The sequence below is a fragment of the Clostridium sp. DFI.5.61 genome (assembly GCF_024462915.1).
GTDB classification, from domain to species: domain Bacteria; phylum Bacillota; class Clostridia; order Oscillospirales; family Oscillospiraceae; genus Lawsonibacter; species Lawsonibacter asaccharolyticus.
The window spans coordinates 72,520-91,586 of the sequence record NZ_JANGBZ010000004.1 but is presented as its reverse complement, the minus strand read 5'-3'; the positions used below and the strand labels follow the sequence as shown (position 1 = coordinate 91,586).

The following is a 19,067-nucleotide window of genomic DNA, read 5'->3' as shown; positions in this document are numbered from 1 at the left end:
TTCGTGCCTGCCGGGGGACCTCTCAGGTCCCCCTCTTTCTTGGTACGCCCTTAGTATAGCACTGAAATTAGCACTGTCAAGTAGAGAGTGCTAAAATTCATAAAGTGTTCACAAGATATTGCAAAAAAAGACATAAACAGAACGAAAATGGAAGAAATATTCCGAAAAAGTTGGGGTGGTCAGAGGGGAGGTAGGGGAAACCCCTGCCCCTGGGCGCGCTGGAGGCCAAGCTCCATCAGGCGGCGGTCCGTGTCCAGGGTGGCGGGATAGGGCCAGCGGGGCGCACAGCGCTGGAACTGACGCCAGGACAGCAGGGCGGCCTCCGGGTCCCGCTGGGCCAGCAGAGCCCAGAGGAACTCCATGCGGCTGGTGGAGGGGGTGAACTTCCGGGTAGCCTTGCAGTAATGGAGAAGGGCAGGGGTGCGGAGGGGGGCCAGCTCCTCCTGGGAGCGGCCCAGGAGCAGGGAGCAGGAGAGCAGATCCACCGTCAGGTCCCACCGCTGGATGTCCAGCAGGCCAGAGGGGACGTCCAGCAGGGTTCGGAAAGCGGCTTCCGCCCCGGACAGGTCCCCCTGGTCCATGAGCCGGCTGGGGAGGAAGGATAGGGCGGCGGCGGTAAAGGGGTCCTGGGGCTCCAGGTCCTGGGGGAGCTGGAACCAGCGGGCGGGCTGGTCCCGGAGGGGGATGCCCCGCTGGAGGAGGGCGTGGCACCGCAGCTGGAGGGCGAAGGTCCGGCGGGCCTGGGGGCTGCGGGAGAGCAGGTGCAGGTTGAAGCCGTCGTTGGCCACCCCGTCCATGGAGAGAGGGATGAGGTTGACGGCCCCCAGAAACAGGCCGGCAGCTGCAAAGATCAGCAGGAAGACCGGCCAGGGAAAGGGGAGGAGAAAGGCGGTCAGGGCCGCCGCCAGGGCGGAAAGCAGATTGGCCAAGCCGCCCCCAAGATTATAAAGCCGGAAGGGGACCTCGTCCCCGTCTGGGGGCTCCAGCAGGCACTGGCCGCCAGTGCCGGGGAGGTAGAAGCGGCGCAGGACCAGGCGGCCATTCTGGCGGAGCAGGGTGAAAGAGCCCACCCGGAAGGAGAGGAAGCGGTAGCCGGAGAGCAGGCCGCAGACTAGGTGACCGCCCTCGTGCAGGATGGCCTGGAGCCAGAAGGAGAGGATCAGGCAGGCCAGGGAGGGCAGCAGGACAGTCATTCCATAGGGGTCCAGAGCCCACATGAAGAAGTAGCCCCCTGCGGCCCCCAGAAGGGCGGCAGGGATAAGGACAGCCAGCTTCCGCCAGGGGACGGTGTGCCGCTTCAAACGATCAGTCCTTTCTGTTGTGACATGTCGAAAAAATACAAATAGGAGAGAAAAGCTCACCCCTCCGCCCAGTCCTCATAGGGCACAAAGGTAAATGAGATGTCCCAAGGCTGCTGGTGGTAGACCAGATAGACGATGTCTCCCTTGCCTGCCATCTCATTGGCGGTGAACTGGGGAAAGGGGACCAGGGGCAGGGTGATCTGGCTGGCGCCTCCGTCAGCCTGGGCGCGGGCGGTGTCCAGCCGATGGACCCAGACGGCAGCGTTGCAGGCATACACTGCCACCAGCAGGACCCCAGCGGCGGCAGCCGCCCGATTCAGGCGGGTGAGGGGCCGCAGGCCCTCTGCCCGGGCACGTCGGAAGAGCACTGACGCGGCCAGGCACAGAAACAGGTAGCTGGAGAAGAACATCCGGGCGTTCACCGGGGAGACCACCAGCATGGGGCCGGTGACCACCAGCAGGGAGGCCACCCAGAACCAGAGCTCCCGCCTGTCCGCGCCGCCCCGCCACTCGGCCGCCAGGATCAGCCAGAGCAGGGCCAGAGCCAGGCCCAGCCAAAGACATTCCTCCCGGTACAGGTCCCGCCGCTTCAGAACGACCAGAAGGCGGTCATAGCCGATGTAGAGGTGGAGGGGGAGGAGGAGGCAGGCCCACAGCCTCCAGCGGGGGCAGCCCTGCCGCCGTACCAGCCACAGCAGCAGGAGGCTGATGGTCAGGCAGAGGGGAATGGGGCGGAGGAGGACCTCGGTAAAGATGACAGGCAGGTTGTCCCGGGCCAGATCCAGCCCCACCCCCCGCAGGCCGCTGTCCACCTGAGCGAAGACGGAGTTGGTCATGCTCAGGGCCAGCCCGGCCCAGCTGCCTGCCAGCAGGGCGGCCCGGAGAGACGGGGCGGGCAGGAGGCCCCGGAGGGCGGGGACCAGTCCGGCCAGAGCCATAGCGGAGGAGAGGAGGACCAGATAGGCGGTATTGTGCTCGGTGAACAGACCGATGGACAGGGAGAGGAGCAGGACGAGGGGCCAGCGGTCCGGCCGCCCCTGGCGGAGCAGGAGAAGCAGGGGGAGCAGGAGCAGGGTGGGGGCCAGATAGTTGGCCCAGGCCGCAGACCAGCTGTACACCTGCTGCCAGATGCCCCAGGGGGCCCATACCACCAGGAAGAGGGCCAGGGCAAAGGATTCCCGGCCGCCTGCCGGCCCGCCCTGGAAGAAGCGGGAGAGGAGCAGGGTGAGTCCCAGCATCCCGCCCCCCAGGATCAGCACCCGGAGGGGCCAGAGGGGGGAAAACGCCAGCTTGCCCAGGATCAGCCCCAGCAGGTTGCCCAGATACCGGCCGTTGGATGGGACGCCCAGCACCACGCCCTCCTGGGGGATGGGGCGGACCAGCAGGAAGTCCTTCCAGGAGGCGAAGTCCCAGTAGATGAAGTAGCAGTCGTCGCACTCAGGGACGAAGAGGAGGGCGAGGAGCAGGAACAGGGCAGCGGAGAGCAGCACGTCCCAGCGCCGCCGGCGGGTGGTCATGGAGAGGCCTCCTTTCGGGGGATGAAAAAGCGGCCCCAGCCGCCGGTCAGGCCGGGGGAGGGGCCGTTTGTTCGCTTTGGGTGTTCTGGCATGGAAGGGGGATCACTTCTGGCCGCCCTTCAGGGCCTTCATCCGGTCGCCGTGGTCCAGGATGCGCTTGCGCAGCCGGAGGTTCTCCGGGGTGCACTCCAGCAGCTCGTCGTCAGCCAGGAACTCCAGGCACTGCTCCAGAGACATCTGGCGGGGCGGGATGAGGCGCAGGGCATCGTCAGAGCCGGAGGCCCGCATATTGGTCAGCTGCTTTTTCTTGCACACGTTGACGGAGATGTCCTCTGCCTTGGGGGTCTCACCCACGACCATGCCGGCGTACACCGGGGTGCCGGCGCCGATGAACAGCACGCCCCGCTCCTGGGCGTTGAACAGGCCGTAGGTCACTGCCTCGCCGGTCTCGAAAGCCACCAGGGAGCCGGTGTTCCGGCGCTGGATCTCCCCCTTCATGGGGGCGTAGCTGTCAAAGACGGAAGCCATGATGCCCTCGCCCTTGGTGTCGGTAAGGAACTCGTTGCGGTAGCCGAACAGGCCCCGGGCGGGGACCAGGAACTCCACCTTCATCCGGTCGCCCACGGGGGTCATCTCCACCAGGTCGCCCTTGCGGGAGCCGATCTTCTCCATCACCGCACCCACACAGTCAGAGGGCACATCCACTACCAGGCGCTCGATGGGCTCGCACTTCACACCATCGATCTCCTGATACAGAACACGGGGGGGAGAGACCTGGAGCTCATAGCCCTCTCGGCGCATGGTCTCGATGAGGATGGACAGGGACATCTCACCCCGGCCGGCCACGTTGAAGGCATCAGTGCTGTCGGTCTCGGTCACCCGGAGGGAGACGTCCTTCATGGTCTCCCGGATCAGCCGCTCCCGCAGCTGGCGGGAGGTGACGAATTTGCCCTCCCGTCCGGCAAAGGGGGAGTCGTTGACGGAGAAGGTCATTTCAATGGTGGGGGCGGAGATCTTCACGAACTCGATGGGCTCCACCGCGTCGGGGGCGCAGATGGTGTCCCCGATGGTCACGTCGCCGATGCCGCTCATGGCGATGATGTTGCCGGCGGTGGATTCGGTGACGGGGACCTTGCCCAGGCCGTCGAACTCATACAGCGCGGTGGCCTTGGCCTTCTTGGGGGCGGCGTCGGGGTCGTGGTAGTTGCACACCGCGATCTCCTGGTTCTGCTTGATGGCGCCCCGCTCGATGCGGCCGATGGCGATGCGGCCCACGAACTCGTTGTAGTCGATGGAGGAGACCAGCATCTGGAAAGGGGCGTCCACGTCCGCCTCGGGGGCGGGGATATACTCCAGAATGGTGTCGAACAGGGGCTTCAGGTCGCTGCCCGCCACATCGGGCTGGACAGAGGCCGTGCCCTGACGGCCAGAGCAGAACAGCATGGGGGAGTCCAGCTGCTCCGGGGTGGCATCCAGGTCCAGCAGCAGCTCCAGCACCTCGTCGATGACCTCGTACACCCGCTGGTCGGGGCGGTCGATCTTATTTACTACCACGATGACCCGGTGGCCCAGCTCCAGGGCCTTGGACAGCACGAAGCGGGTCTGAGGCATGGGGCCCTCCGCGGCGTCCACCAGCAGGATGACGCCGTTGACCATCTTCAGGATGCGCTCCACCTCGCCGCCGAAGTCGGCGTGGCCCGGAGTATCCACGACGTTGATCTTCACATCCTGATACTGGATGGCGGTGTTCTTGGCCAGGATGGTGATGCCCCGCTCGCGCTCCAGGTCGTTGGAGTCCATAACGCGCTCCACCACGGCCTGATTTTCCCGGTACACGCCGGACTGCTTGAGCATCTCATCCACCAGAGTGGTCTTGCCATGGTCAACGTGGGCAATTATGGCAATATTTCTCAGTTTTTCGTTCTTCATCATTTTTCCTCCTACCAGCAATATGGCAAGACCACTCGGGGCCCCATCGCCGATGGGGCGCGCCGAATGGCGCGTACAAGCTTTTGTCCGGAAGAAAAAGCTTGACGCAGGCGGAATTTATTTCCGCCAAGCATTTAAATATCTGGGGTCCCTGCGGGGCATCAGGCCCGCGGGGCGGCCATACCGTGGCCGGCGTGGGCGATCATGGCGGCACGTCTCTGTTTTTCGCGCTTTGCGGCCGCTTCTCATTTAAAGACACAAAACCATATGAGACGCCGGAGAGGAGGCTCAAATGGCGGATCGCCGCAGATCAGCGGGAAGCGCTCCCAAAAGGGGAGGTGTTCGTGTTGACGTAATATTATACAGCGCCCTTTCGAGAAACGCAACATTTTTTGCGGAAAAACAGGAGAGGATCTATTTGGATCCCCGATTTGACACGGAGAAGCGGAAAAATAGGAGAGGATATTGTGATTTCGCCAAAAATTTGAGGCGGGAAAACGGGGGGCACAGGGGAGCCCACGGACAGAGTGGGGAGGACGGGACGGGGGCCACAAGATATCGTGAAAAAACCGGAAAAAGACGAGAAAAAGAAATAAAAAATTTACATTTGGAGAGGAGAAAAAGGGGTTGACGTAAAGCGGGATTGCGTGTATAGTACGTTTGTAACCAAATTGTAACATTTTCTTTTCCGTTCTGTCACTTTTGGGGCAGCGGGAAATTTGATCTGGAAGAGGTCATGATTCATGGACGAGGTTTTGCACAAGCCCGCCGGCCGCCGGCCCCGGCAGAGTGACGGCCGGGAGCTGTCAGCTCAGGAGCAGCTGGGGCTGCTGGCGCGCCGGGTGGTCACAGATTGGAAGCATTTTTATCAGTGGGCCCGGTTCCATGGCCGCCGTGTGATCCACACGGTCCATGACCTGGCGGGGGGGAACCGCGCCACCGGTCCGGTCACCTTTCTGGCGGTGTCCGGAGCGCTGGGACTGGCGCTGACTGTCTCCACCCTATACGCCCCGGCCTATACTGTCACGGTGGACGGGGATACTCTGGGTGTGGTGAGCGACCAGGCTGTGGTAGCCGACGCGGTGGCTCAGGTGGAGCGCCGAGGCACGGAGATCCTGGGACACGACTACCAGGTGGAGGGGCAGATCGGTTATGATTTCACCCTTTCCCTGCGGTCTGAGCTGACCCAGCCCGACCAGGTGGAGAACTACTTCCTGGAGCAGCTCAGCCAGGTAGCCGATGGCCTGCGCCGCTATCAGGTCAGCGTCAACGGCGTGGCGGTGGGCTCCGTGGAGGAGATGGGAGCCCTGGAGTCCGTGCTGGACCAGCTGAAGGGCCAGTATGTGAATGAGAACACCATCTCCGCTGAATTTGTAGACGACATCCAGGTGGAGGATGTCTACTCGGAGGAGGGGCAGATGACCGCCGAGGAGCTCCAGACCGCCCTGATGGCCAACACCACTGGCGACACCACCTACACGGTGGTGAAGGGAGACACCTTCAACGCCATCGCCTATGCCAACGACATGTCTGTCAGCGACCTGAAGGCGCTGAATCCGGGCATCGATATCAACCGACTGATGATCGGGGACGTGCTCAATGTGAAGGAGCAGATCCCTCTGCTGTCGGTGACCACGGTGGACGACGTGACCTATACCGAGCCCATCGCATGCCCGGTGGAGGAGGTGAAGGACTCCAGCATGTATGTGGGGGACTCGAAGATCCTGACCCAGGGTACAGAGGGCGAGGCCCAGGTCCACGCCCAGGTGACCTATGTGAACGGGAGCGAGACCCAGCGGGAGATCCTGTCCTCCACCACCCTGCGCGAGCCCACCACAACAGTCAAGGCGGTGGGGACCAAGGAGAAGCCTAAGACAGCCTCCACTGGAAGCTACTCCTGGCCCATCCGGGGGCGGATCACCTCCTACTTTGGCGGGCGGAATATTTTCGGCAGTTACAGCTACCACTCCGGCATCGATATCTCCGCCTCCTACGGTGCGGCCATCAAGGCGGCAGACGGCGGCACCGTCACCTTCGCCGGCTACAAGGGGAGCTATGGCTATCTGGTCATCATCACCCACGACAACGGCACCCAGACCTATTACGGCCATAACTCTTCCCTGTTGGTGTCCGCAGGACAGAAGGTGTACAAGGGACAGCAGATCGCCAAGGCGGGCAGCACCGGCCGGTCCACCGGCACCCACTGCCACTTTGAGGTGCGGGTGAACGGCACCTCGGTGAATCCCCTGTCCTATCTCAGCTGAACGACCAGAAACCATTTGGGCTCCGGCACAGGAAAGGCTGTGCCGGAGCCTTTTCATGCCCCTTTGTACATGCGGAATAACGGGGGAATAAGAAAAGTCCCGCCGCTCAGGAGCCTGAGCGGCGGGACTTCTGATCGTTAGTCAGAAGGAAAGGAGGACCCGATCACAGATGGATGGCCTGGACCACCTTGGCACACCGGGGGCACAGGGTGGGATGGGCCGCATTGGCGCCCACCAGGGGGTGGTGCTTCCAGCAGCGCTCGCACTTGTCTCCATTGGCCTCGCTCACCAGTACCCGCACACCGGCGATGGGGGTGTCGCTCCCCTGGGCGTACAGAGCCGGGTCGTCCGACACCTCCACGTCGGAGACGATGAACAGGTCGGCCCACTGGTCCTGGAACTTCTCCTGAAGGGCGGTCAGGTTGTCCGCCTGGTCCTGGGCCCGCACCAGAGTGATGTGGGCCTCCAGGCTCTTGCCGATCTTCTTCTCGTTCCGTGCGGCCTCCAGGGCGGCGTTTACCCCGTCCCGCAGCTGGATCAGAGCAGTCCAGGAGACCAACGCGCCCATGTCGTAGTCCTGGAAGGGCTGGTTCATCTCATTGAGGACCACATTGCGGGGGTCGTCACCCTCCCGGTGAGGCATGGCCTGCCAGATCTCGTCGCAGGTGAAGGCCAGGATGGGGGCGAACAGCTTAGTAATGGTGTCCAGGATCATCCACAGAGCGGTCTGAGCGGAGCGGCGCTCCAGGCTGTCCACTCCCTCACAGTACAGACGGTCCTTGATGATGTCCAGATAGAAGGAGCTGAGCTCCACCACACAGAAGTCGTTGATGGCGTGGGAGACCACATGGAACTCGTAGTTGTCGTAGGCGGCAAAGCACTTTCGGATCAGCTCGTTGAGCTTGGTCACCGCCCAGCGGTCCAGCTCCAGCATCTCCTCCGGGGACACCAGGTGATCGGGGTCAAAGCCGTCCAGGTTGCCCAGGCAGTACCGGGCGGTATTGCGGAACTTCAGATAGTTCTGGCTGAGCTGCTTAAAGATGTTGTCCGAACAGCGCACGTCCACATGGTAGTCGGCAGAACCCGCCCACAGCCGGAGCAGGTCGGCACCATACTTCTTAAAGATCTCCGCGGGGTCTACGCCGTTGCCCAGGGACTTGTGCATAGCCTTGCCCTCGCCGTCCACGGTCCAGCCGTGGGTGACGCACTCCTGGAAGGGAGCCCCCTTGCCCAGCGCGCCCACGGCGGTGAGCAGGGAGGACTGGAACCAGCCGCGGTACTGGTCCAGACCCTCCATATACATGTCGGCGGGCCAGAAATTCTGGTCCTTCTGCATGGAGGCGAAGTGGGTGGAGCCGGAGTCGAACCAGCCGTCCAGGGTGTCCTCCTCCTTGGTGAAGCCCGTCCTTGAGCCGCAGTGGGGGCAGGCGAAGTCCTCTGGCAGGATATCCTTGGCCTCCATCTCATACCAGGCGTTGGAGCCCTTCTCACCGAAGAGCCTGCTCACAGCCTCAATGGTCTCGTCGGTGACGATGGGCTTGCCGCAGTCGGCACAGTAGAACACCGGGATGGGCAGGCCCCAGCGGCGCTGGCGGCTGATGCACCAGTCGGCCCGCTCCCGGATCATGGAGATCATCCGGTCCTTGCCCCAGGCAGGGAGCCACCGAACATCGTCGCAGGCGGCCACCGCCTCGTCCTTGAAGGAGTCCACGGAACAGAACCACTGGGGGGTGGCCCGGAAGATGATGGGTTTTTTGCAGCGCCAGCAGTGGGGATAGGAGTGAACGATCTCCTCACTGGCGAAGAGGGCTCCGCTCTCCTTCAGGTCGGTAAGGATGACCGGGTTGGACTCCTCCGTCTTCAGGCCGGCGTACTTGCCCGCGTAGTCAGTGTGGCGGCCCTGGTCATCCACAGGGACCACCAGCTCCACCTTGTAGCGCTTGCAGGTCTCGTAGTCATCGGCGCCGAAGCCGGGGGCGGTGTGGACGCAGCCGGTGCCGGAATCCATGGTGACATACTCGGCGCAGCACAGCAGGGATTCCTTATCCAGGAAGGGGTGCTGGGCCTTCATATACTCGAAGTCCTGGCCGCGGAACTGCTTAACGATCTCATAGTGGTCAAAGCCGCCCGCCTGCATCACCTTGGCGCACAGGGCCTCGGCCACGATGTAGAGCTCTCCATTGTCCGCCTTGACCAGCACATAGCTCTCCCGGGGGTGAACGGCGATCGCCAGGTTGCCGGGCAGGGTCCAAATGGTAGTGGTCCAGATGACGAAGTACATGTTGGACAGGTCGCCATATTGGCTCAGACGGCCCAGATCGTCCTTTACCCGGAACTTCACATAGACAGTGGTGCAGGGGTCGTCCTGGTACTCGATCTCCGCCTCGGCCAGGGCGGTCTCGTCGTGGGGGCACCAGTACACGGGCTTAAGCCCCTTGTAGATGTAGCCCTTGCGGTACATGGAGCCGAAGACCTTGACCTCCTCCGCCTCAAAGCCGGGGTCCATAGTCTTATAGGGGTGCTCCCAGTCCCCCAGCACACCCATGCGCTTGAAGCCCTCCATCTGGATGTCGATGTATTTCTGGGCGTAGTTGTGGCAGGCGGTGCGGAACTCTGCCACGCTCATCTTCTTGCGGTTGAGCTTCTGCTCCTTGATGATGGCGGACTCGATGGGCATGCCGTGGTTATCCCAGCCGGGGATGTAGGGGGTATAGCGGCCCCGCATGGCGTACATGCGGGTGATGAAGTCTTTGATGGACTTGTTCAGGGCGTGGCCCATGTGCAGATTGCCGTTGGAGAAGGGAGGGCCGTCATGGAGGGCGAAGCGGGGTTTGCCCTCATTCTTCTTCAGCAGCTCGTGGTACAGGTCCATGTCGTTCCAGCGCTGGAGCATCCCGGGCTCCCGGTTGGGCAGACCGGCCCGCATGGGGAAGTCAGTCTTGGGGAGATTGATGGTCTTGTTGTAGTCCATGGGTTTGCTTCCTCCTATTCTGGGTCTTTTTTAGACTTTTCGATCAAATTACATAGAAATGTGACCAGGCCACACGCCCGGCAGAGCATAGCGTGGGGAAATTCCGGAAACGGGTCCCGCGTGAACATACTGGTGGTGTCATCACCTGGGGGGCCCAGTTCCACCATATCCGTGGGGCTGTGAAAAAACCGCAATTCCTGCTGGGTCCAGAAGGGATATTTTTGCGTGTGCATGGTCCCTTCTTCCATAAGAAGGCCGCACTTAGGGCACTTCATCAAAGCCACTCCTCTCTGGAAAAACAAAAACGCCCTTGTCTCTCAAAGAGACAAAGGCGAACAAGACCTCTGCGGTACCACTCTTCTTGCCGGAAGGGCATCCCGTCCCAGCCACTCAAATGCTGCCCGGTAACGGGGGCGTCCGGAGGGGCTTACTCAGGTTCAGCCCCCCTGCTCCAAGGTGATCTTCCCCAGCCCCTCCCGTCCGCCTTGCACCAAACGGCGGCTCTCTGTGCGTCTCGGAGGCGGGTACTCTTCCTTTTCTGCGCATGATAACGATATACCCTTATATTTTATCCACTTTATTGAGGAATGTCAAGAATTTTGTTGAGGATTTTCATGTCTAGCACGCTCCAGTCATAGGTGCGCAGAGCGCCCCCTCCGCACGGCGGAGGGGGCGCTTCCAGTGTATCTCTGCGATCTTATTTGATCTCATAGTCCCGGCCGAACTGGAGGTTGCCGAAGTCGATGCGGCGGGTGCCGTGGACCGGCTCCTCCTCAGGCTCCTCCTCCGCCTGGGGGGCGGGGGGGAACTCTGCAGTGTCCGACAGGTCCTCTGGGCCCTCCGCAGCCTCCTGGGCGGCCTGGGCCTTTAGATTCTCGGCGGTGGCGTCTGCCATGGCCTGGGCCACCAGGCGCTGGACATTGTCATCGATCTCCTCCACGGCCTCCTCTACCGGGTCGGCCTGGGAGACCGGGGCGTCGGGGCACAGCTGGGAAAGGCCGTCCAGGTAGCGCAGCTCCTGCTCGTGGAGGGCCCGCACCTTGGCCACATAGGCAGCGGTGGCGGATTGGGCGGCGGACAGACGGAACTCCTCGTCGCCGGCCTGCTTGCGGATATTGGCCACCCGCTCCTTGGCCTCCCCTTCGGCGTCGGAGAGGATCTGGGCCTTTTTGGCCTCCGCCTCCTTCACCAGCTCGTCGGCCATCCGCTGGGCGGTCATCAGCGCCTTGCGCATGGCGTCCTCGGTGGCGCGGTACTCCTCCACCTTCTCCACCAGGACCTTCATCTTGCTCTTCAAAACGGCGTTCTCATTGTACAGTGAGGTATAGTCCGCTGTGAGCAGATCCAGAAATTCATCCACCTGAGCCATGTTGTAGCCGCCGAAGGAAGCCTTGGGAAAGGCGCGCTCGGAGACCTCCTGAGGAGTGAGCATATTCATTACCTCCTAAATCAAAACGCTTTTTTCAGCGCAGGACCTCGTCGTCGTTCTGGGCGCGCCAGTCAAAATACTGTTCCAGGACCACGGGAGTGCCGTCGTCCCAGGTGAGGTGGGTCACCAGATAGCCCATCAAGTCCGACAGGGCCTGTCCGTACAGCCGCTGGGCCGTCCAGATACCCTCTTCGGCTGGGAGCAGGGCATAGATATCCCCCTCCTCCCAGGAGGCGGGGGCGCAGGGCCAGGCGAGAGTCCCGTCCGCCTCATAGAGCGGTCCCTCTCCCCGCTCCAGCCATTGGAGCAGGTCCAGCGTCTCCACGGTGCCGGTCTCGGGTACGGTGATCTGGGCGGTCATGCCGGCCTGAACGCTCTGGATAGACCAGAGGGGGAGCTCCAGGACCTGAAAAGCTCCCTTGTCATAGGAGAGGACATGCACTTCCAGCATGCCGGCCCCGGCCCCATTGGACTGTGGGATCAGACCGGCCACCACCAGGGACGCGCCCTGCCGGTCCTGAATGGAGAAGAACAGGGGCTGATCCTGCTGGGGAGAATAGTAATAATACCGGCCATTCAGGTCACAGGTGACCAAGTCATCCCCAATCTGGGCCTCTACATACCAGCGGAACAGCAGATTCCGGGAATCCGAGCCCTCCGGCGGCAGCGCCTCAGGGGGCAGGTCGTCCGCGGCCTGAAGGGCATACAGGCGGACGGCCTCCTCTGCGCCGTCTCCGTCCAGATCCATGGAGAGGCAGCCATGCTCCATGAGGAGCGGGGCCTGCGGCTCCTCGTCTTCGGAGGCGGAGGCGGCCCCTCCGCCGGCGCAGCCGGACAGCAGGGCCAGGAGCAAAAGGAGGGGGAGGAGCCGGCCCGGCGGCCGAACGGCGACGCGTCCCATCTGCTCAGAAGTACAGCCCGTTGTTCTCCAGCTCGTCGATCAGATCCCCCAGGATGTCCACATTGTAGGGGGTGATGATATAGGTGGAGATGGCCACCTTCTTGATCTTGCCCTCGTTGGCATAGGCCACGCCGGAAAGAAAATCCAGCAGGCGGCGGGCGATCTCCTTGTTGGTGGACTCCAGGTTGAGCACCACGGTGCGCTTCTCCCGCAGATGGTCGGCGATCTCGCTGGCGTTCTCAAAGCGCTCTGGCTTTACCAGCACCACCTGGAGCTGAGTAGTGGTGTGAATATTGACGACCTTGTTGCTGCGGCGCTCCGGCTCGACCGGGGCGCTGTACAAAGAGCCCGTGCGGTCCATCCGCTCGGAGCGGTCCCGGCGCTCAGGGACGGCAGCACGAGGCGCCGGCTCAAACTCCTCGAAATCGTCCTCGTCCTCATCCTCGTAGGGGTGGGCCAAGCGCTTGAGTTCATCCATAAATCCCATAGCGGTATCCTCTCTTTTCCTTGGTGTAAGCTCTGCCGCCGGTTCAACGGGCGGTGTGCATGGGCGGCCGGGGGCCGAACAGCGCGGTGCCGACCCGGACCAGCGTGGCCCCCTCGGCGATGGCGTCCTCAAAGTCGCCGCTCATTCCCATGGACAGGCAATCGATATCACATTGATTATCGGACATTTCGCGTCTTATGTCAACAAAAAGCTGATACATTTTTGCAAAAAAAGGCCGATTGGCACCGGGGAGGGGGCTGATAGGCGGGATGGCCATCAAACCCCGCAGGCGCACATGGGGCAGGGACTGAGCCAGCTCAGCCAAGGGACGGAGCTGGGCTGGGTCCACCCCGCCCTTGCTCTCCTCCATGCCGATATTTACCTCCAGCAGGATGTCCTGAACCAGGCCCAGCTTGTCCGCCTGGGCCTCCACAGCCCGGAGCAGATGCTCCGACCCCACCGACTGGATCAGGTCCACCCGTCCCACCACCTGCTTGACCTTGTTGGTCTGGAGGTGGCCGATAAAATGGACCCGGGCGCCCTCATAGGCGCCGGCGGCCAGGTGGGCGGTGAGTTCTTGGACCCGGTTCTCTCCGCACAGGGTGATGCCGGCGGCGATGGCGGCGCGGATGGTGTCGTCGCTCTGCACCTTGGTGGCGGCGCACAGGGCGATATCCTCCGGGCGGCGGCCGGACGACTCTGCCGCGGCCGCCATGCGGGCCCGGACTGCCTGGACCTGCTGTTGGATGGACATATGCAATCTCTCTCTTTCTCTACAGGTGACGGGCTGCCGGATGGGCGGCCCTCAGAAATTCAGCAATTTCCCGTCATAGAGCCCGGTGGCCCGGACGATGACCTCGTCCCCCGCCCGCAGGACGGCCCGCCCCTCGGTGGCGGGGGAGACCACATAGAAGTCGGACTCCTCGGTGAGGATCTCCACCGGCTTGAATTCTGCCCGGCCGCCCACCAGGGTATAGACCCCCACCAGGTTGGTCTGGACGGTCTCGCCGGTCTCCGGATCGGTGGACTCCTGGGTGACCATGCGCAGAGCGGCCTTGGGGATGCGCAGGCCGGAGCTGCTGCCGAAGATGAGCTCCACTGTCTGGCCGCGGAGCAGAGTGATCTGGGACAAATAGCGGTTGGAGGAGAGGACCACCACCGCACGGCCGTCCACCGCCTCCCCCACCTGCTCCAGCGTCATGGGGACGTCCTGGCTGAAGGAACCGGAAAAGCGGGCGGTGACGGAGCTCTCCTTGGACAGGCGCAGGGCCTCCTCCTCCGAGACCGCGGCCGCGAAGTACCAGCGGTCGGAGGTGATGAGCTTGCCGGCGGTGCCGGAGGGGGCCGTGACCTGCTGCCCGGCCAGGGCATCCAGGTCGGCGGGGGTCATGGTCAGGATGGACTGAGGGGTGAGCAGGCTCTCATAGCCGTCGGCCAAAGAGGAGAACACCCCCGCGGCAGGAGCGGTGATGCGGCTGGTGACGCTGCTGGACTGGGTGCGCAGGGCGCGGTACTCCTCTATCAGCGACTGCCGCAGGGCGGAGAGCTGGGAGGAGTCAAGCCCCTCACCATAGGTGTAGCTGCGCTTGAGCACCTGGCTTTTCAGCTCCATCACGTCGTCGTCCAGCTGACGGTAGGAGCCAGAGGCGGAGGCGAACCGCAGGGAGGCCAGGGACTGGAGGATGGATTCGTCCAGCCGGGCGGCGGAGACGACGTCGTCGGTCTGGTTCATGGCGTAATCCAGCAGCTCGATCTCCATGGCCAGCTCCTCCATCTGAGCCTGGACGTCCAGCGCCTGGCTGTTCTGGTGGACCAGAGCCACAGTCTGGCCCCGGCCCACTTCCTCCCCTTCTGCCCGGGTAATGTCCAGGATGCCCGATTGGGCGGGGAGGAGCTGTTCCTCCCGCACCACCCAGCCGTCTGCCTCTAGGCTGTCATTGGCAGTATAGGAGTAGGTGAGGGTAGTGGTGAAGGGATCGGTAAAGCTGTCCCAGGCGTAGACGCCCAGATAGGCGGCCAGCATCACCGCCAGAAGGACGATGACCAGCGTGACCAGACTGTTGCCCTGTTTCATGTGACCGGCTCTCTTTCTCTTTTGCGGATGGGTGTGGGGATGGGGCGGGAGTTACTCCAGCTCGCCGGGCTGGCAGAGGGGGACGGGCCGCTCCGGGACGATAGTGGAGATGGCGTGCTTGTAGATCACCTGCTGCTTGCCATCGCTGGTGAGGACCACGGTGAAGGCGTCAAAGCCGGTGACATAGCCCCGCATCTGAAACCCGTTCATCAGAAAGATGGTGACGGGGCGGCGGTCCCGGCGGACCTGGGTGAGGAAGATCTCCTGAAGATTGTTGGTTTTCTGCATGGTGAGCACTCCTTTTTTCTTTAAGGCGGAGCAGAGCTCGGCCCGAGTGCCTCTATACTAAACCAAATTCTTCCAAATATTTTGTCGAAGTCCGGCAGGCCGCTTCAAAATCAGGCTCCGGTCCCCAGAAGAGCCATTTGGCCCCTTCGGTACGGCGGAACCAGGTGAGCTGGCGCTTGGCGTACTGCCGGGAGCGGAGCTTGATCTCCTCCGCGGCGGCGCAGACATCTCCGCCGCCGCGCTGCGCGGCGGCCATTTCCTTGTAGCCGATGGCCTGCATGGCGGTGCACCGCGCCGGGACACCGGAGTCCAGGAGGGCCCGGACCTCCTCCGCCAGGCCTGCGGCCATCATCTCGTCCACCCGCCGGTCGATGCGCGCCCACATGTCCTCCCGGCGCTGAAAGGCCAGGGAGAGGGTGAGGGCATCGTACCGGAGCGGGAGGGCCCGGGTCTCCCGGTTATGCTGGGAGATGGTCTTTCCGGTCTGCTGAAAGACCTCCAGGGCCCGGACGATGCGCTTGCGGTCGTTGGGGTGGAGGCGGGCGGCGGCCTCCGGGTCGGCGGCGGCCAGCTCCCCCAGCATGGCCTCCCCCCCCAGGGCGTCAAAGCGGGCCTCCAGCCGGGCGCGGAGACCGCCGTCGGGGGAGAAGGGGGCGAAGGTGCGGCCGGAGAGGAGGGAGTCCAGGTAGAGACCCGTCCCGCCGGCCACGATGGGGAGCTTGCCCCGTGCCAGGATGTCGTCCACGCAGGGGGCGGCCAGCTCCACGTACCGGGCCACGGAGAAGTCCTCCTCCGGGTCGGCTACGTCCAGCATGTGGTGGGGGATGCCCCGCATCTCCTCCGGGGTGGGCTTGGCAGTGCCGATGTCCATCCGGCGGTAGACCTGCATGGAGTCGGCGGAGACCACCTCGCCGCCGTGGCGCAGGGCCAGCTCTACGGCCAGGCGGGTCTTGCCCGAGGCGGTGGGGCCGGAAATGACCAGGATCTTTGGGGGCATGGGAGACTCCTTTCAGCGGGCTCAGGGGCCGGTATAGAGAAAGCCTGCCTGGTCCAGCGCGGCGCGGACCCGGTGCCAGGCGGCCTCATCTGGGCAGAGGATGGTGTGCAGGTGGACACCGCCGGTGAGGGCGGACAGGGGCCGTGCCCCGCTTCGGGACACCTTTTGGAGGAACTGCCCCACGTCATACCGGGAGGATAGGTGGAGCTGGCCGGTGAGCTGGCCGTAGACCGGGTGCTCCACGATCACGTCCAGCACGGTGCAGCCGTTATCCACCATGAGCTCCAGCTCCCGGCCCATGTCCTCCGGCCGGTGGACACAGGCCAGCTGGCGGGTCAGACCGGGGGTGGGGCGGGGGAGCAGATAGCCCCGGGGGGTGGCGGCGATGTCCAGCCCGCCGGCCCTCAGCAGGGCGATGTCCCCCACAATGATCTGCCGGCTGACAGAAAAACGGGCCGCCAGGACGGAGGCGGAGACCGGCCCGGCCGCCTGGGAGAGATAGTCGGACAGCGCGGCCCGGCGCTGGACTGCGTCCATGGGGGACCCTCCTCTCTTGAAAATCTGGGTGATATTTAATCATAGCACAGATCGGAGCGGGAAGCAACTGCCGTCTGCGGCACGCCGGGCACCAAATCTTTCCGGGGACCGCTTTTGGCGCGTTTGATGGCTGCATGCGCCCCTTCGTTCCGCTCCCGCGGCACAGACAAAGGGGGCTGGGTCGGAATTTCTCTTGAAGGATCTTAAATAGATGTGTTATAATACTATTCTGAGCAACTATAGCCGAAGGGCGGGAAAGGAGCGGGTGGCCTGTGAAGTATGAAAAATGGACGGTGGCCCCTCCTGATCCGGCTGCCCTGGCTGCCCTGGAGGAGGCGGGGATCTCACCTCTGCTGGCGGCGGTGCTGTCCGCCCGGGGCGTACGTGCGCCGCAGGAGGCCCGGGCCCTGCTGGAGGGTGGGGAGACGGCCCTGGAGGACCCGCTGGCTCTGAAGGATATGGCACAGGCGGCCGGCCGGGTCAGGCTGGCTCTGGAGCGGGGAGAGACCATCGCAGTCTACGGGGACTACGATGTGGATGGCATCACCGCCACCTGCCTGCTGACCGATTTCCTCCGACGGAAGGGCGGGGCAGTCATCCCCTATATCCCAGACCGGCTGGAGGAGGGCTACGGCCTGAACCGGGAGGCGGTGACGGCCCTGAAGGAGCAGGGCGCCTCCCTGATCGTCACGGTGGACTGCGGCATTACTGCCCTGGAGGAGACCGCCTGGGCCCGGTCCCTGGGGATCGATGTGGTCATCACGGACCACCACGAGTGCAAGAGCGGCCTGCCCGCCGCCCAGGCGGTGGTGGACCCCCGGCGCAGCGACTGCCCCAGCGCCTGCAAGGGCCTGGCCGGCGTGGGGGTGGCCCTGAAGCTGGCCATGGCCATCAACGGACCAGAAGGGGACGGAGACGTGCTGGCGGAGTACTGTGACCTGGCCGCCGTGGGGACGGTGGCCGACGTGATGCCTATGACCGGGGAGAACCGGACCATCGTCCGGCTGGGGCTGGAGGAGCTCTCCCACCCCCGCCGGCTGGGCCTGGCCCTGCTGATCCGGGAGGCGGGGCTGGAGGACAAGGCCATCACCGCCACCTCGATCGGCTACACCCTGGCGCCCCGGATCAACGCCTCCGGCCGGATGGGGCGGGCCCAGATGGCGGTGGAGCTCCTCCTCACCAGGGACCGGGAGCGGGGGGAGCAGCTGGCCCAGGAGCTGTGCGCCCTGAACCGGGAGCGGCAGACCATTGAGGGCGAGATCTTCCGGCAGTGTGTGGATCGGCTGGACCGGGCCCCCCAGAAGGGGGCGGTGCTGCTGGCCGACCCGGAGTGGCACCAGGGCGTGGTGGGCATCGTGGCCTCCCGCCTGACGGAGCGGTACGGCTGCCCTGCGTTTATGATCTGCCTGGACCACGGGATGGGGAAGGGCTCTTGCCGCTCCTGGGGCGGCGTGAACCTGTTTGAGCGGCTGGCAGAGTGCAGTGACCTGCTGGAGGGCTTCGGCGGCCACGCCCTAGCCGCCGGCTTCACCGTGCGGGAGGAGAACATCCCGCTTCTCTCCCGCCGCCTGCGGGAGGGTTTGGAGCGGGCCCTGGGGGCCGGGGCATCCCCAGCCGCCCTGGAGGCCGACGCAGAGGTGGAGGCCCGGGAGCTCACTGTGGAGGCGGTGGCCGATCTGGACCGGCTGGAGCCCTGCGGTACTGGCAACCCCCGGCCCGTCCTGGTGCTGCGGGGGGCCCTGATCCAGTCCATGTCCCAGGTGGGGCGGGGCCGCCACCTGAAGCTGCGGCTGGAGTCCAAGGGGACCCCGCTGGACGCCATTTTCTTTTCCGCCGACGGGGCCGAGCTGGGGCTGGCCCCCGGCGGCCGGGTGGATGTGGCCTTTTATCCCCAGATCAATGAGTTTCGAGGCACCCGCTCGGTGCAGCTCCAGGTGGCGGACCTGCATCCGGCCCCCACCCGGGCTCAGGCGGAGCGGGCTGTCTATGAGAAATACCGCCGGGGGGAGGGCCTGACCCCGGCAGAGGCCCGGCTGCTGATGCCTTCCCGGGCGGAGTTTGTGGGGCTGTGGCGCTATCTTCAGCGCCGGTGCGCCGGGCTGGGCCGGGTGGAGGACACCGCCTCCCGCATTGCCCGGGGGGCCTCCCGGGCCACCGGACAGAGGGAGGCAGCCGAGCGGGTCCTGCTGTGCCTGGAGGTGCTGGCGGAACGGGGGCTGATCGACCTGGAGACCGGCCCGCAGGGGGTGGCGGTCTCCCTGCGGCAGGTGGAGAGGAAGGTGGACCTGGAGGCCTCCCCCATCCTGGGCCGTCTGCGGCAGGCCATCCGCGGCGGCAGTGCGGAGGCGTAGCGCCGAGGAGAGAAGGCGCTG

General features: G+C 64.2%; 16 protein-coding genes and 1 other annotated feature. Of the genes, 3 read left to right on the top strand and 13 right to left on the bottom strand.

Features of this window, described 5'->3' with window-relative positions; genetic code table 11:
- Window positions 1–179 precede the first annotated feature (179 nt).
- From NE584_RS03690 to typA, 3 genes are all read right to left on the bottom strand, one after another.
- Complete coding sequence (locus NE584_RS03690; protein ID WP_050622525.1) at window positions 180–1,301, bottom strand: hypothetical protein; 1,122 nt, start codon at window positions 1,299–1,301, stop codon at window positions 180–182.
- A 56-nt stretch (window positions 1,302–1,357) separates the two neighbouring features.
- Window positions 1,358–2,818, bottom strand: a complete 1,461-nt coding sequence (locus tag NE584_RS03685; RefSeq protein WP_050622524.1) for a hypothetical protein — start codon at window positions 2,816–2,818, stop codon at window positions 1,358–1,360.
- 102 nt (window positions 2,819–2,920) lie between these two features.
- Window positions 2,921–4,747 carry a translational GTPase TypA gene (typA, locus tag NE584_RS03680; RefSeq protein ID WP_108980104.1) on the bottom strand — a complete coding sequence of 609 codons (1,827 nt, stop codon included), beginning with the start codon at window positions 4,745–4,747 and terminating at the stop codon, window positions 2,921–2,923.
- Between the two features lie 292 nt (window positions 4,748–5,039).
- On the opposite strand from typA, the gene NE584_RS03675 reads away from it, so the two are divergent.
- The gene (locus NE584_RS03675) at window positions 5,040–5,378 is read left to right on the top strand and encodes a hypothetical protein (RefSeq protein ID WP_256181820.1); all 339 of its coding nucleotides are present in this window, start codon (window positions 5,040–5,042) and stop codon (window positions 5,376–5,378) included.
- 112 nt (window positions 5,379–5,490) lie between these two features.
- Window positions 5,491–7,011 carry a M23 family metallopeptidase gene (locus NE584_RS03670; RefSeq protein WP_256181818.1) on the top strand — a complete coding sequence of 507 codons (1,521 nt, stop codon included), beginning with the start codon at window positions 5,491–5,493 and terminating at the stop codon, window positions 7,009–7,011.
- Window positions 7,012–7,174: 163 nt separating this feature from the next.
- On the opposite strand, the gene ileS is transcribed toward NE584_RS03670, so the two are convergent.
- The 10 genes from ileS to NE584_RS03625 all read right to left on the bottom strand — a co-directional run bounded on the left by ileS (window position 7,175) and on the right by NE584_RS03625 (window position 16,695).
- Complete coding sequence (gene ileS / locus NE584_RS03665; protein ID WP_050622520.1) at window positions 7,175–9,982, bottom strand: isoleucine--tRNA ligase; 2,808 nt, start codon at window positions 9,980–9,982, stop codon at window positions 7,175–7,177.
- Window positions 9,983–9,996: 14 nt separating this feature from the next.
- Window positions 9,997–10,257 carry a PF20097 family protein gene (locus NE584_RS19805; protein ID WP_368044975.1) on the bottom strand — a complete coding sequence of 87 codons (261 nt, stop codon included), beginning with the start codon at window positions 10,255–10,257 and terminating at the stop codon, window positions 9,997–9,999.
- Between the two features lie 43 nt (window positions 10,258–10,300).
- Window positions 10,301–10,532: a binding site (T-box leader), on the bottom strand.
- Window positions 10,533–10,679: 147 nt separating this feature from the next.
- On the bottom strand, window positions 10,680–11,414 hold the full coding sequence (locus NE584_RS03660) for a DivIVA domain-containing protein (protein ID WP_050622518.1): 735 nt from the start codon (window positions 11,412–11,414) through the stop codon (window positions 10,680–10,682).
- 31 nt (window positions 11,415–11,445) lie between these two features.
- Complete coding sequence (locus NE584_RS03655; protein WP_256181816.1) at window positions 11,446–12,312, bottom strand: hypothetical protein; 867 nt, start codon at window positions 12,310–12,312, stop codon at window positions 11,446–11,448.
- Between the two features lie 4 nt (window positions 12,313–12,316).
- Complete coding sequence (locus NE584_RS03650; RefSeq protein WP_050622516.1) at window positions 12,317–12,799, bottom strand: cell division protein SepF; 483 nt, start codon at window positions 12,797–12,799, stop codon at window positions 12,317–12,319.
- A 43-nt stretch (window positions 12,800–12,842) separates the two neighbouring features.
- On the bottom strand, window positions 12,843–13,553 hold the full coding sequence (locus tag NE584_RS03645) for a YggS family pyridoxal phosphate-dependent enzyme (protein ID WP_050622515.1): 711 nt from the start codon (window positions 13,551–13,553) through the stop codon (window positions 12,843–12,845).
- A gap of 51 nt (window positions 13,554–13,604) precedes the next feature.
- Window positions 13,605–14,873 carry an HlyD family efflux transporter periplasmic adaptor subunit gene (locus NE584_RS03640; protein ID WP_108980099.1) on the bottom strand — a complete coding sequence of 423 codons (1,269 nt, stop codon included), beginning with the start codon at window positions 14,871–14,873 and terminating at the stop codon, window positions 13,605–13,607.
- A gap of 51 nt (window positions 14,874–14,924) precedes the next feature.
- Window positions 14,925–15,161, bottom strand: a complete 237-nt coding sequence (gene hfq, locus NE584_RS03635) for an RNA chaperone Hfq (RefSeq protein WP_050622513.1) — start codon at window positions 15,159–15,161, stop codon at window positions 14,925–14,927.
- 52 nt (window positions 15,162–15,213) lie between these two features.
- The gene (gene miaA / locus NE584_RS03630) at window positions 15,214–16,158 is read right to left on the bottom strand and encodes a tRNA (adenosine(37)-N6)-dimethylallyltransferase MiaA (RefSeq protein WP_256181814.1); all 945 of its coding nucleotides are present in this window, start codon (window positions 16,156–16,158) and stop codon (window positions 15,214–15,216) included.
- Window positions 16,159–16,179: 21 nt separating this feature from the next.
- A complete protein-coding gene (locus NE584_RS03625) occupies window positions 16,180–16,695 on the bottom strand; it encodes a transcription repressor NadR (protein WP_108980097.1) in 516 nt (171 codons plus the stop codon).
- Between the two features lie 272 nt (window positions 16,696–16,967).
- On the opposite strand from NE584_RS03625, the gene recJ reads away from it, so the two are divergent.
- Window positions 16,968–19,046, top strand: a complete 2,079-nt coding sequence (gene recJ / locus NE584_RS03620) for a single-stranded-DNA-specific exonuclease RecJ (protein WP_256181813.1) — start codon at window positions 16,968–16,970, stop codon at window positions 19,044–19,046.
- The last annotated feature ends 21 nt before the right edge of the window (window positions 19,047–19,067 follow it).

Coding starts and splice junctions, on each gene's coding strand:
- NE584_RS03685 (WP_050622524.1), bottom strand. CDS start 2,818: ATGACCACCCGCCGGCGGCGCTGGGACGTGCTGCTCTCCGCTGCCCTG.
- typA (WP_108980104.1), bottom strand. CDS start 4,747: ATGAAGAACGAAAAACTGAGAAATATTGCCATAATTGCCCACGTTGAC.
- NE584_RS03675 (WP_256181820.1), top strand. CDS start 5,040: ATGGCGGATCGCCGCAGATCAGCGGGAAGCGCTCCCAAAAGGGGAGGT.
- NE584_RS03670 (WP_256181818.1), top strand. CDS start 5,491: ATGGACGAGGTTTTGCACAAGCCCGCCGGCCGCCGGCCCCGGCAGAGT.
- ileS (WP_050622520.1), bottom strand. CDS start 9,982: ATGGACTACAACAAGACCATCAATCTCCCCAAGACTGACTTCCCCATG.
- NE584_RS19805 (WP_368044975.1), bottom strand. CDS start 10,257: ATGAAGTGCCCTAAGTGCGGCCTTCTTATGGAAGAAGGGACCATGCAC.
- NE584_RS03660 (WP_050622518.1), bottom strand. CDS start 11,414: ATGCTCACTCCTCAGGAGGTCTCCGAGCGCGCCTTTCCCAAGGCTTCC.
- NE584_RS03655 (WP_256181816.1), bottom strand. CDS start 12,312: ATGGGACGCGTCGCCGTTCGGCCGCCGGGCCGGCTCCTCCCCCTCCTT.
- NE584_RS03650 (WP_050622516.1), bottom strand. CDS start 12,799: ATGGGATTTATGGATGAACTCAAGCGCTTGGCCCACCCCTACGAGGAT.
- NE584_RS03645 (WP_050622515.1), bottom strand. CDS start 13,553: ATGTCCATCCAACAGCAGGTCCAGGCAGTCCGGGCCCGCATGGCGGCC.
- NE584_RS03640 (WP_108980099.1), bottom strand. CDS start 14,873: ATGAAACAGGGCAACAGTCTGGTCACGCTGGTCATCGTCCTTCTGGCG.
- hfq (WP_050622513.1), bottom strand. CDS start 15,161: ATGCAGAAAACCAACAATCTTCAGGAGATCTTCCTCACCCAGGTCCGC.
- miaA (WP_256181814.1), bottom strand. CDS start 16,158: ATGCCCCCAAAGATCCTGGTCATTTCCGGCCCCACCGCCTCGGGCAAG.
- NE584_RS03625 (WP_108980097.1), bottom strand. CDS start 16,695: ATGGACGCAGTCCAGCGCCGGGCCGCGCTGTCCGACTATCTCTCCCAG.